Genomic DNA, 12165 nt, shown 5'->3' on the forward strand with positions numbered 1-12165 from the left:
GCCGAAGCTGTCCGGCCCGGGCAAGGACGCCGATCCGCTGCTCGTCCTCACCGAGGCTGCACTGAAGCGCTACGGCCTGCCGGTCACCCTCACCGACGAGGAACGGCTCGCCGGACGGATCCCGGAGAGCCACAAGGTCGTCAAGCAGTTGACCCGCGCCGACTGGAAGCTCACCAAGCGAGGGCTCGGTCCTTGGGCCCGAATCTACCGCCCCGCCACCGGCTCGGAGCGAGCCTGCGTCCAGCTGTGCATCCCCTCCTGGAATGCGCTCGACTCCCGACACTGGGGCAACGCCACACAGCTGCCGCCGGCGGACCTCGCCCGAGCCCTGGGCGTTTACGCGTCGCGGGTGATGACGCCACGCGGCTCCACGGCCGTGACCGGCCTGGAGCTGATGACCGCGCTGCACCCGCCGACCCGCGCCTCCGAGCCCGACGCGACGGGGAAGCGGCACTCCGAACACAACCCCGGCTCGCTGGGCAAGGACCCGGTGGACTGCGCCCCGTGCGAGGCCCCCGACGGACACCCGCTCCTGAAAGACCTGCCACGCTTCCACGTCCGCGGCCCGGCGGAGAAGCTGTTCGAGGAGGCCTACGACTGGGCCCGGCCGATGACCGATGCCGAATGCACCCTGCGGCACCTCGTAGGCATCGACGTGAACATGGCCTTCGCCGCCGGCGCCAACGGCCTCGTCGTCGGCCTCGGCGCGCCCACCCACGTCAAGAACCCGGTATTCGACCCGAAGCTCCCGGGCTCCTGGCTGGTAGACCTGTCCCACGTCGACCTCTCCCGGGTCAAGGTCGGCAAGGAGTGGGTGCAGATGGACAGCAGTCTGCTGCCCAGCCCGTTCACGCCGAAGGGCGAGCGGCCCGAGGGCCCGGCCTGGTACGCCACGCCCACCGTCGCGTACGCGGTCGAGCTCGGATACGACGTCACGCCGATCGAGGCGTACGTCCGGTACGACAACGGACGCTACCTGGACGGCTGGTACAACCGGCTGCGCGACGCCTACCTCGCCACGATGGCCGACCTCGGCGTCGACGCCGACCTCGCGCCGGCCGACTTCCTCGCCGCAATGGACGGCTACAAGAACCGCGACCCGAACCTGGCGATCGTCGTCTCGGCGATCAAAGCCACCGTCAAGGGCGGCATCGGCAAGCTGCGCGAGCGCCCGCGTGGGGAGGGCTGGCGGCCCGGCGAGCCGTGGCAGGCACTGTCCCGTCCGACGTGGCGGCCGGACATCCGGGCGGCGGTCATCTCACGCACCCGCATCAACCTCCACCGCAAGATCGTCAAGCACGCGGCGTTCACCGGGCAGTACCCGGTCGCGATCCTCTCCGACTGCGTCGTCTACGCCGCCAACGGCACCACACCGCTGGACTTCCTGCCCTACCGGGACGGCAAGCCGCTGCCCGGCGGCTTCAAGCTCGGCATCAACCCCGGCCTGGTCAAACACGAAGGCACCCAGACCGTCCTGTGGGGCGAGGAGGTCCGCGAGCGGTTCAACGCCCCAGAGCTCAACCTCGCCCGCTACATCAAGGACGGCACCGTCACCGACGCCGACAACGGAGAGTAGGAGAGGGCGACGATGAGCCTGTTCGGCGACGGCCTCGAAGCAGCGGTGCAGAAGGCGTTCACCCGCCCGGCGCCCAAGAGCGCGCCCGCACAGATGCGATACCTGGTCAAACAGCTCAAGTCCACGAAGGCGGTCGCCCAGATGCTGCGCATCTCCCAGCGCACCGTCGAACGGTACGTGAAGGACCAGATCAAGAGACCGCGCCCCGAACTCGCTGCACGATTGGAGCGCGAGGTGAAGAAGCGATGGCAGCCGCAGATCCGTGCCAGGGCACGGGAGAGGGCGGCGACGACCGACGGCATTGTCATCGACACCCAGGCCCGGATCGGCTACACGGCACCTGTCGGCACGACCGACGACGCCCGTGTCCGGCACCTGACCGTCGCCCTGCCGCCGCAGTACGCCGCCCGACTCTTCGACGCCCAGCAGGCCGGCGCCACCGATCAACAGCTCCAGCAGATCGCGGCCGAGGGACTCAAGGAGGTGTATTTCCAGGACGGCGGCCGCCGCGCCGGGAGCCTGGAGGAGGTCCGGTTCACGGACATCGAGCACCTGGAGTTCGAGCTATAGCAAACGCGCCGAACAGCCGTGAGCTCCTGACCCTGTGGCTGAGCGTCCGATGTGGCGGCTGAGCGGGTGAGCTGACAGCGCTGAGCGTTCCAGCGGGTGAGTGGTGGGCGCCGTTCTGGAGGACCGACTTGACCCGTCCCCCAAGGGCCGGGTTCAGACGTTCTGCTGCGACGAGGAGGTGCACACGCGTGCAGGCGAGGCGGCCGCAGCTGCCGGCGTAACGATCAAGGCGCTGCGCTATTACGAGGACTGCGGTCTGCTCCACCCCGGCCGTGCGACCAACGGCTACCGCGACTACAGCGCGGAGGACGTCCGGTTGGGGGAGGAGATCCGCAGCCCTGGGGCGCTCGGCCTCAGTCCGATGGAGACCAGGCCGTTTCTCGCGTGCCTGCGCGCGGGCCACGAGGAAGGCGACCACTGCGCAGAGTCCCTGGCCGCCTACCAGCAGAAGATTGAGGCGCTCGACCTTCTCGTCGCCCGGCTGGCCCTTGGCCGGGACGAGCTGATCCGCCGCCGGGACGCGGCGGCCCGGCGAGGTTTCCCCTCCACCACCGACCCGTTCAAGGAGCCCGACAACATGCTGCCCAAGGCCGACCCCCTGCCTTCCGGCCTGCCGGTCCCGGTGGACGACGGCGCCGCCGCCCACCTTCCGGGCCGTATGCTCCCCGCTCTGTCGTTCACCGGCACGGACGGCAGCGACATACGCCTGGACGCAGTCTCCGAGGGCCGCTGGGTGCTCTTCTTCTACCCGCTGACCGGAGACCCGGCCGCCGACATGTCGGAGGGCTGGCACGACATCCCGGGCGCCCGCGGGTGCAGCCAGGAGGCGTGCAGCTCCCGCGACCACCTGGATGCACTCCGGGCCGAAGGCATCGATCGCGTCCTTGCCCTGTCCTCGGACCGGGCCGACTACCAGCAGGCGCTCGTGGACCGCCTGCACCTGCCCTACCCGATGCTCTCCGACCCCCTGCTCACGCTCGCAGACGCGCTGAAGCTCCCGACGTTCGAGGCCAACGGGCAGACGGTGTACCGCCAGTGGACTGTCGGTGGCTGGTGGCAGGATCACCGGCATGGTTTTCGTACGTACTACTCCGCCGCGGCCCGTCCAAGTGACCGCGGTCTTCCCCGAGCTGGCCCCGTTGGCGCGACCTGCCATCCGGTTGCATCCACGTCCGGGGTCGCCTACGGTCAGGGACAGCTCGGTCGGTGGGCCGTTGCTGTGGCCGGCAGGGGAGCCGTGGCCGCACTGCAAAGACGTGCACCTGCACGTGGACACTGGATTTCGTGAGTCACTGACCGAAGTGCGGCTCCAGAGACGCTTGCAGTCCCGGTGGCGCCCTGATGACCGGCCTCCCGCGTACACACCCGAGGAGGAAGCGCTCAAGGAACGCGCTGCCGCGCGACTCGCTGAACGGCTCGACGCCGGCCCTCCCTGGCCCGCCGAATGCCCGGTCCCGCTGTTGCCCGTGGCTCAGCTGTTCCTGCGTGACATACCCCTGTTGCGGCCGCCCGGGCAGGCCGATCTGCTTCAGGTTCTCTGGTGTCCGTACGAACACGAACCGGACTACAAGCCGTCGACCGCGCTGTTCTGGCGGTCGGCCGCAGAGGTCGGCGACATCCTCGCCACACCGCCGGAACCGTACGAGGCGGACTATCCGGGTTATGTGCCAGAGCCGTGCGTGCTGGCGCCAGAAGCGATCACCGAGTACCCCAACAGCCTGGATCTGAGCCCGGGGTTGCAACGGATGCTGGAGGACTGGAACAGGTGGCAGGCGGCCGGTGCCGACGTGGACAGCTCCTACGCGCGGTATCCGCGCGAGTTCTATTCCATTCATCTGGGCAACGCACCCGGCTGGAAGGTCGGTGGCTGGCCCCCTTGGGGCCGTACCGACCCGAACCCCCGGCACTGCGGTGTGTGCGGGGTGCAGATGGTCCCGCTGCTGACGATTGCTTCCCGGGAGTGGGACGGCGGTGAAGGTCACAGCTGGGCGCCGCAGGAAGAGCAAGCTACCGCCCTCGCTGGCTCTCGTGGCCCGGGACAGTACCCCTCGCAGCCGACGAGGGTAGAAGTAGGCAGCACGGACAACATGCAGATCTACGTCTGCCCGACCTCCCCCGAACACCCACACAGAGACCTGATCCAGTGAACTGTCGGCCTGCCACACACCCTCCTGCAGACGGGGACAGGAATGCTGCCGAGTCAGGGCTTGTGACCTCGTTGTCACCTGCGCGGTGCGGCGCCGGAAGGTCGTCTCAACTCTTGACGGCCTCTGCGATCTGCTGGGCGGCCTGGGCGGGGGTGAGGTGCGTGGTGTCGATGACCTCGGCCTCGGCGTGCAGCCACGTTCGGACCACCTCGGCGTAGGGCTCGAGGTATTGGAGACGGAACGGGGAATTGGGGCCGAGAACGATGTCGCCCGCGATGCGCGCGCGGAGGGTGTCCTGGTCGGCAGGCCCGAGCTGATCTCACGCCAGTACTGCTCGACCAGGACGGTCATTGGCATGCGTCGGGCGGTTTCGACCACGAGGGGCCGCCAGGGCGGCCGTGCTGGAAGTTGTCCGTCGTGGGCAGTCCTGCACGGATGTCCATGAGTGTCTCGCCGACTTCCTCGGCGTCGAACACCCGGGAGTCCGGGATCAGCTGCTGGACGAGCGCACTGGCCGTCGTCTTGCCTGCGCCGTGGGTGCCTTATACAGGTCATCTCAATTGGCAAGTCGGCGGTAGCAGATGAGGGTGCAGGCGATGCTGGTGAAGGCCAGGAAGTGGCTGGCTTTGCGCTCGTAGCGTCGGTGGAGGCGGCGGCATCCGGCGAGCCAGGCCATGGTGCGTTCGATTGTCCAGCGGTGTCGGCCCAGCCGCTGGCTGGAGTCGGTTCCTTTCCGGGAGATCCGGGGTGTGATGCCCCGGCGCGTAGCCATCGCCGCAGGTGGTGGTAGTCGTAGCCCTTGTCTGCGTGGAGCTTGGCGGGCCTGCGTCGCCGTCGGCCGCAGCGGGAGCGGATCGGCGGTATGCCCTGCACCAGTGGTATCAGGGCCTGGCCGTCGTGGACGTTGGCCCCGGAGACGCCGACGGACAGGGCAGACCGGTCCGCTCGGTGATCAAGTGGATCTTCGATCGTACTTGCCCCGGTCGACAGGATTCGGGCCCGTCAGGTCCCCCTTTTCAACGCTCGCATGTTCACGGAGTCGATCGCGCAGCGGGACCAGTCCAGCTCGCCGCGGGAACCGAGTTCGTCGAGGAACAGGCGGTGGAGCTTCGCCCACACCCTGGCCGCCGGCCACTCCGTGAACCGGCGGTGAGCTGTGGCTCCCGATGACCCGAACGAGGCAGACGGCAACTGCTGCCACGTGCAGCCCGATGTCGCCACGAACACGATCGCGGCCAGCACTTCCCGGTCTCCGTGCCGGCGCCGGCCACCACCTTGCGGACGGGGCGGCGCCTCCGGCACCACTCGCTGGAACAACTCCCACAGCTCATCCGGCACCAGCCGCTCAACAATCCCCACCCCGGCACACTACCGATCACGCCAAATGAGATGGGTTGTTGAGGTCTTGCTCCGCGCCCGCCGGTGCCGGCCTGGCGGCCGTCCGGACCGGCGGACGGGGCGACGTCACGCAGGAACGCCGAGCGGCGGGTGCTCGAGCACGCGGGGCTTGTACTCGACCAGCTGGATGCGGCCGTCGAAGGTGCGGTGCTCGATCATCTCGAGGGCAACGTCCGGATAGCCGTCGTAGATGCGTTCTGCGCCAGTGGCCCCGGTGATCACCGGGAACATCACGACCCGGAAGCGGTCGACGAGTCCGGCTCGTAGCAGGGACCGGCACAGGCTGAGGCTGCCGATCGTGCTGAGGAGCCCCGAGCCACTCGACTTCATGGCGCGGACCGCCTCGACGGCGTCGTCGCGGACGAGCGTGGAGTTGGCCCACGTCAGTGGCTCCTCGAGTGAGGAGGAGAACACCACCTTGGACGCTTGCGTGAGCTCTTCGACGGACGCCTCTTCTTCGGGTCTGAACTCGTCTTGGCCATTCGGGACCTCACCTGCGGCGAAGCCCGACATCAGGCGGTAGGTGTTCGCTCCCATCAGGTAGGTGGCCTCGGGCTGCTCGCCGAGCCATGCGAGGTACTCCGGGCCCTCGAGGCCCCAGAACCCGGGCCAACCCTCTCCCGATGCGTAGCCGTCGAGGGAGGTGATGAAGTCGACGAGAAGCTCCGACATGGTGGTGTCCTTTCCTAGGGTGTGTCACGAGCTTGGACCGGCCGGGAGCCACAAACTCATCTGCCGCGCTGTGGAGTGATGAGAAAACCCATGACGCTGCAACTGAACAGTTCGGCGGAGCGGCACCGCTTCGGAGGGCCTGGAGCCCTACATGATGCGCTATGCATACAGTTGGGTAATGATTCGCACGCGATCGGGGGCTGCGGTTTGAGTTCTCTCAAAGCCCCAGCTCAGCCCGCCGGCGATCGGCCCTGACGATCTATGCGATTCCTCAGCATGAAGCCTTCCTGCGTCCAATCCGTGTAGGGCACGTCGAGGTAGTAGCACCGTGTGACGACACGGTGGGCGCGCACCAGGTCCTGGATCATCGTGCCGTAGCGGTCGGCGTACAGGATGCCTTCCGACGCTGCTGCGGCACGCGACGAAACCCGATGTCGAGTACCTTGAGCACGTCACCGAGGGCCACCTGCGGGACTGGTACCGAAAGAAGGACCTGCTGCCCGACGGTCTGGAGACCGTTGTCGACGCGGCAAGCATCCTCGACGACACCATCCAGCAGATCCTGCACGAGAGCGGCCTGGACCAGGTGCTCCCTATCGACCGCTGACGCCCCGGGGCCGGGCCGCGCGCAGCACCGCCCCGGGAGCCCCGGCCGGACTTCGTCGACGCCTTCACCAACACGATGATGATCGGAACCGCCAAGAAGAGCGACACCAATCCCACGCTCAACACGGCGGTGCGGCCGCAGGGGAACGCCGAGACCCGCTGAAACGCCGTCTGTACAGCTCTCACGCCCGGCCCTGCCACTGGAGGGCCGGGCCCGAGCCGTGACCGGAGGCTGCGGCCGACTCCGGTCGGAGCAGATGGGTGATGTGCTGCTCCCGCCGGTAGTGCCAGTCGCTGTGCCCGTCTTCGCCCGGGGCCGGGACGTTCAACAGGACCTCGGGCAGGGTGATCTCTTCCGGCGCGCACGTACCGTCGTTGAAGTAGCAGACCCATACGGCCTCGCGGGCGGCATTGATGACGACGGCTGCCACGGCGCCGCCCTCGGCGAGGACGCCTTCGTCCACGGCGGCACGCGTCAAGAAACAGGTCGTTGACCACGGCGCCGGCCTGGGCTTCGACGTTGAGATCGTCGGACGCGACCCTGGCCACCAGGGATTCCTGCCGTAGCCGAAGCGGTGGAGGGTCGAGCAGACCTACGGGATCCTGATACTGCACCGGCGTCTGGTCCGATGACTACGAGCACCGCACCGCCTCGTCCGCCTCCCGCGTCTGCTGGTCGATGTGCCACATCATGACCTGCTGCCTCGCCGACGCGAACACCGATCAGCCCTTTCGAAACCCTTCGCGCTTGGTGTGGAAGCGAGCGCAGGTTCCACAGGACAAGAACTTAGTACTCCAGCAGCGGTTCGTGTCCTGAGCTGGCGGTTGTCGTTGTCATGGCATGGAGGGGATAACTGAAGTCAGTTGCTGGGCTGCGGAATTGGAGTCGGTGATTGACGGGTGGCGGGCCGGTCTGGACGGGCGGATCTACGGTGGCGGATGCGGGACTATGTCCGCGGTCTGCTGGGCCAAGCGGCACCTCGGCACGGCAGCGTGTCGTGGCTTTCACGCTCTACAACTGCGGGAGCACCTCACCGGCGATGAGTTCCAGGTGGTCGAGGTCATTGAAGTCGATCAGCCGCAGATGGATACGGGTCGTGCCGATCGCGGCGAACTCACCGAGTTGTGCGACGAGTTGGGCCGGTGATCCTACCACCGCATCCTCCGGCGGCAACGCGCTCTTGGCGTGGAGCGGGGCGGCCCTCCGTCGCACTTCCGCGTCCGTACGACCGATGGCCGCCACGACACCGGCCGACAGCACCAGTGGTGGCCGGCCGGCGTCGGCCCGCCCGGTCCGATCGCACGCCTCGGCAACCCGTCGGTACGCGCGGGCGGTCTCGGCCACCGACTTGAAAGGCATGTTGAACTCATCGGCGTACCGGGCCGCCAACTCCGGGGTGCGCTTGGGGCCGCGGCCCCCCACGATGATGGGCGGCCCCGGCACCTGCACGGGCTTCGGGAGGGCGGGCGCGTCGACGAGCTGGTAGTGGTCACCGCGATAGCTGAAGCTCTCGCCGACCGGTGTCCGCCACAGGCCGGTGATCACCGCCAGCTGCTCCTCCAGCCGATCGAAGCGCTCCGGCGCGGGCGGGAACGGGATGCCGTACGAGGTGTGTTCCCGTTCGTACCATCCCGCACCGAGGCCCAGTTCGACCCGCCCCCCGCTCATGCGGTCCACCTGCGCCACCATCACGGCGAGGGGCCCCGGCAGCCGGAAGGTGGCCGAGGTGACCAGGGTGCCCAGCCGGATCCTGGAGGTCTCCCGGGCGAGCGCGCCGAGCGTGAGCCAGGCGTCGGTGGGGCCGGGCAGGCCGGGATCTGCACCCATCGTCTGATAGTGATCGGCCCTGAAGAAGCCTTCGAATCCGCCGGCCTCGACGAGTTGTGCGAGGCGCCGCTGATCCTCGTAGTCGGCGCCGCGGTGCGGCTCGGTGAAGACGCAGATCCGCAGGCTCATCGCTGCTCCGTTTCGGCCGTCCCGGACAGGTCCCGTTCCATCAGCAGTTCCTGCAGATCGGCGCTGCACCGGGCCACTTCGCTCAGGTGCGCGGTTCGGCCCAGCGTCCTCGGCCGAGGTATGGCGATGTCGACGATCTTGCGGATCCGGCCTGGGCGCGGGGTGAGCACCACCACCCGGTCGGCGAGCAGCACGGCCTCGTCTATCGAGTGGGTGACGAAGACGACGGTGGAGGAGTTCCCGAGGTGGATGCGTTGCAGCTCCACGGCGAGGTCCGCGCGGGTCAGTGCGTCGAGTGCGGAGAACGGCTCGTCCATGAGCAGCACCCGTGGCTCGCCCATGAGCGACCGGCACAGCGCGACACGCTGCTGCATACCGCCGGACAGTTCGTGCGGCCGGTGTTTCTCGAAGCCGTTCAGTCCGGCCGTCTCCAGCAGCCGGTATGCCCGCTCGCGGTGCTTCGCCTTGTTCCACCCGAAGATCTCCACGGGCAGCAGGACATTGTCGAGAACGGACCGCCAGGGCAGCAGGGCCGGCCGCTGGAACAGCATGGCGACATCGCGCCGGGCTCCCGTGACCCGCTCGCCGCCGATGGTGATCTCGCCCTCGGTGACCGGCAGGAGACCGGCGATCAGCCGGAGCAGCGTGGACTTGCCGCACCCGGACCGGCCCACCACCGCCACGAACTCGCTCTCGGCGATGTGAAGGCCGATGTCCTGGAGCGCCGAGGTCGAGCCGGACCGGCTGGTGAAGCTTCGGGACACACCGGTGAGTCTGATCATCCGGCGGTCTCCCCATCCACGGGCAATCGTCGTGCCGGCCGGGTCCTGCCGCCCGATCAGGCTACCCGCAGCAGGTCGGTAGGCGGTACCTGTCGTCCGGTCGAGGCATGCCCCAATGACATACACCTGGCCCACAACTACCCATCCCTCGTACGCTGTTGCCTGCACCACGTGTCATGCCCTCGGCAGCTCTGTGCCGCCGTTCCGTCTCGTCTGTCTCGACGCCCCTCCGCCGACGCGTTCGGCGGCCGGAAAGGACAACACTGTGCGCATGATCCGGTTCGCCCGTACGGTCACCGCGGCAGCCCTGACCACCGCGCTGGCGCTGATGGCGGGCTGCGGCGGCTCGGATTCCGACGCGGAAGCCGGTGACGACGGCAAGGCGCTGAAGAAGGTGACCTACCTGACCTCCTTCGGCAGCTTCGGCCGGGACGCATACGCCTGGGTCGCGAAGGACAAGGGGTTCTTCGAAGAGGCTGGCTTCGACGTGAGGATCAGGCCGGGGCAGGGCACCGGCGGTGTGATCCCGGCCGTCGTCAGCGGCCAGGCGCAGTTCGGCCCGATCGACCTGACGGGAGGTCTGCTGCACATGGGCAACGGCCAGTCGAAGGGCTTCGTCGCGGTGGCCGCCATCCAGCAGCACACCATGGCCGCGATCGCCACCACCGAGGGCAACGGCATCGCCACACCGAAGGACCTCGAAGGCAAACGGCTGGCCGACACGCCCGGCTCCGTCGTACGCAACCTCTTCCCGACGTACGCCCGGCTGGCCGGCGTGGACGCCGACAAGGTGACCTGGGTCAATGGCGAGGCGCAGACCCTGATGGGTACCCTCGCCGGCGGCTCGGTGGACGGTATCGGCCAGTTCGTGGTGGGCAAGCCGACCATCGAGGCGGTGACGAAGAAGAAGGCCGTGCTGCTGCCGTACAGCGACGTGATTCCCGACCTGTACGGGAACGTACTGATCACGTCCAAGAAGATCGCCGAGCAGGATCCGCAGATGGTGCGGCGGTTCACCGCCGCCCTGCTCAAGGGTCTGGAGTACAGCCTGGCCCACTCGAAGGAAGCCTCCGAGATCTTGAGGCGGCACGTGGACACCACGAATCCGGGCGCTGCGGCAGCCGAGTTGGAGTTGATGGCCGCGTACGTCACTCCGAAAGACGGTTCCGTCACGACGATCGGAACGCTGGACTCCGGGCGGGTGGCGAGGGGCATCAGGATTCTGGAAGACGCGGGCGCGCTGCCGAAGGAGTTGACCCCTGAGCAGATCATCGACTTCGGCTTGGTGCCGAAGGCCTGAGCCCGTGCCAGGAGCCGGTCCACGTCGCGGGATGGGCGTCGGCGTCGGGCTGCTGCCGGTGGCCGGGCTGCTGGTCGCGATCGGCGTGTGGTGGCTTCTCACATCGGCGCTGGAGGTGATCCACCCGGCGGTACTGCCTCCGCCGGGTGCTGTGCTCTCGGCGTTCACCGCTACCCCGGCCCGGTTCCTGGAACACACCGGCGACACTACGGTGGAGACGGTGGTCGGATTCGTTCTGTCCAGCGCCTGCGGAGTTCTGATCGGACTGTCGCTGGCCGCCTCGCGGGTACTGGAGCGCATGTTCACGCCGCTGCTGGTAGCCGTCAACGCGGTTCCGAAGATCGCGCTCGGCCCCCTGTTGGTGGGGGCGCTCGGATGGGGACAGAAGCCGGTCCTGACCATGGTCTTCCTGCTCTGCTTCTTCCCGATCGTGCTGTCCACCGCGACCGGCCTGACCTCGACCCCGGCGGACCTGGCCGAGTTGGCGCACTCGCTGGATGCCTCTCGCTGGCAGGCATTCCGGAAGGTACGGTTTCCCGCCGCGCTGCCGCAGATCTTCGTTGGGCTGAAGGTGGCCATGCCGCTCGCCGCGATTGGTGCGGTCATCGGCGAGTTCCAGGCCGGTGAGGCTGGGCTGGGCTATCTGATCGTGCAAGCCGGCGGGGTGGGCGACACCGCCACCGCATGGGCCGCGATCATCCTGATCGGGTTGATGAGCATCCTTCTCTACTTTGCCTTGGTGTTGTTGGAACGGTTCGCACTGCCCTGGGTCAGGGACACCACCTGGCACGAATGACGTACGGGGCTTTGACGTGGTCCAGGGCGTGGAGCTCCGCCTCGTCCGTGATGGCTTCGAGCTGCTTGGCGGCCTCGTCGGAGAACGCGACCCGGGCACGGCGGCCGCGCGGGTGAGGAGACATCAGGCGACGGCCGGCCTCTGCTGGGCGAGCCTGCCAGATGCTGCTCGCGCAGGATCTCCCAGAGGGTGCGCTGTTCGGGGCCAGGCAGTCCGTAGGCGGCGATGTCCTCGAGGACGGCCGCGAACTGGTCGGCCCTAAGACGTCATTTCAGTTGGCGTGATCTTGCGGCAGTCTGGGGTGGTGACTGCTGCACTTGTCGAGCGGATGGCGCCGGAAGAACTGTGGACGTTGTTCCAG

11 protein-coding genes and 4 pseudogenes are annotated in these 12165 nt (G+C 68.1%); 7 read left to right on the top strand and 8 right to left on the bottom strand.

The features are described from left to right. The 4 genes from tap to CCN42_RS19510 all read left to right on the top strand — a co-directional run. On the top strand, nt 1–1576 hold a 1576-nt coding region (gene tap, locus CCN42_RS19495; protein ID WP_086737425.1), incomplete at its 5' end, for a telomere-associated protein Tap. 12 nt (nt 1577–1588) lie between these two features. Beyond that, a complete protein-coding gene (tpg, locus tag CCN42_RS19500; RefSeq protein WP_086737426.1) occupies nt 1589–2146 on the top strand; it encodes a telomere-protecting terminal protein Tpg in 558 nt (185 codons plus the stop codon). A 178-nt stretch (nt 2147–2324) separates the two neighbouring features. After that, complete coding sequence (locus CCN42_RS19505; RefSeq protein ID WP_245877373.1) at nt 2325–3434, top strand: MerR family DNA-binding transcriptional regulator; 1110 nt, start codon at nt 2325–2327, stop codon at nt 3432–3434. Next, on the top strand, nt 3361–4293 hold the full coding sequence (locus CCN42_RS19510) for a hypothetical protein (RefSeq protein ID WP_245877374.1): 933 nt from the start codon (nt 3361–3363) through the stop codon (nt 4291–4293). Before CCN42_RS19505 ends, CCN42_RS19510 begins: the two co-directional genes overlap by 74 nt. A gap of 106 nt (nt 4294–4399) precedes the next feature. Here the strand turns inward: CCN42_RS19510 and CCN42_RS19515 are convergent. From CCN42_RS19515 to CCN42_RS44555, 6 genes and pseudogenes are all read right to left on the bottom strand, one after another. Continuing rightward, nucleotides 4400–4769, bottom strand: a pseudogene (locus CCN42_RS19515) (ATP-binding protein). A gap of 80 nt (nt 4770–4849) precedes the next feature. Beyond that, nucleotides 4850–5646, bottom strand: a pseudogene (locus CCN42_RS19520) (IS5 family transposase). Between the two features lie 111 nt (nt 5647–5757). After that, nucleotides 5758–6363: a dihydrofolate reductase family protein gene (locus CCN42_RS19525; RefSeq protein ID WP_086737428.1), complete on the bottom strand. Its 606-nt coding sequence runs from the start codon at nt 6361–6363 to the stop codon at nt 5758–5760. A gap of 296 nt (nt 6364–6659) precedes the next feature. Beyond that, nucleotides 6660–6764 (bottom strand): annotated as a pseudogene (locus CCN42_RS44550) (kinase); the annotation flags it as partial. Next, nucleotides 6728–6931, bottom strand: coding sequence for a hypothetical protein (locus CCN42_RS42600; protein WP_158102106.1), 204 nt, complete (start codon nt 6929–6931; stop codon nt 6728–6730). The gene CCN42_RS42600 and the pseudogene CCN42_RS44550, both read right to left, overlap by 37 nt. 220 nt (nt 6932–7151) lie before the next feature. Further along, a complete protein-coding gene (locus CCN42_RS44555; protein ID WP_245877375.1) occupies nt 7152–7448 on the bottom strand; it encodes a hypothetical protein in 297 nt (98 codons plus the stop codon). Between the two features lie 362 nt (nt 7449–7810). Here CCN42_RS44555 and CCN42_RS46165 point away from each other — a divergent pair. Next, nucleotides 7811–7959 (top strand): annotated as a pseudogene (locus tag CCN42_RS46165) (IS701 family transposase); the annotation flags it as partial. 22 nt (nt 7960–7981) lie between these two features. Here CCN42_RS46165 and CCN42_RS19550 read toward each other — a convergent pair. Both CCN42_RS19550 and CCN42_RS19555 read right to left on the bottom strand, forming a co-directional pair. Further along, the gene (locus CCN42_RS19550) at nt 7982–8926 is read right to left on the bottom strand and encodes an LLM class F420-dependent oxidoreductase (protein ID WP_211294748.1); all 945 of its coding nucleotides are present in this window, start codon (nt 8924–8926) and stop codon (nt 7982–7984) included. Continuing rightward, nucleotides 8923–9708 carry an ABC transporter ATP-binding protein gene (locus tag CCN42_RS19555; protein WP_086737430.1) on the bottom strand — a complete coding sequence of 262 codons (786 nt, stop codon included), beginning with the start codon at nt 9706–9708 and terminating at the stop codon, nt 8923–8925. Before CCN42_RS19555 ends, CCN42_RS19550 begins: the two co-directional genes overlap by 4 nt. Nucleotides 9709–9823: 115 nt before the next feature. On the opposite strand from CCN42_RS19555, the gene CCN42_RS19560 reads away from it, so the two are divergent. Next, on the top strand, nt 9824–11008 hold the full coding sequence (locus CCN42_RS19560; protein WP_211294749.1) for an ABC transporter substrate-binding protein: 1185 nt from the start codon (nt 9824–9826) through the stop codon (nt 11006–11008). A gap of 31 nt (nt 11009–11039) precedes the next feature. Continuing rightward, nucleotides 11040–11804, top strand: a complete 765-nt coding sequence (locus tag CCN42_RS19565; RefSeq protein ID WP_086737434.1) for an ABC transporter permease — start codon at nt 11040–11042, stop codon at nt 11802–11804. Nucleotides 11805–12165 lie beyond the last annotated feature (361 nt).

The organism is Streptomyces glaucescens, assembly GCF_002154375.1.
GTDB classification, from domain to species: Bacteria; Actinomycetota; Actinomycetes; order Streptomycetales; family Streptomycetaceae; genus Streptomyces; species Streptomyces glaucescens.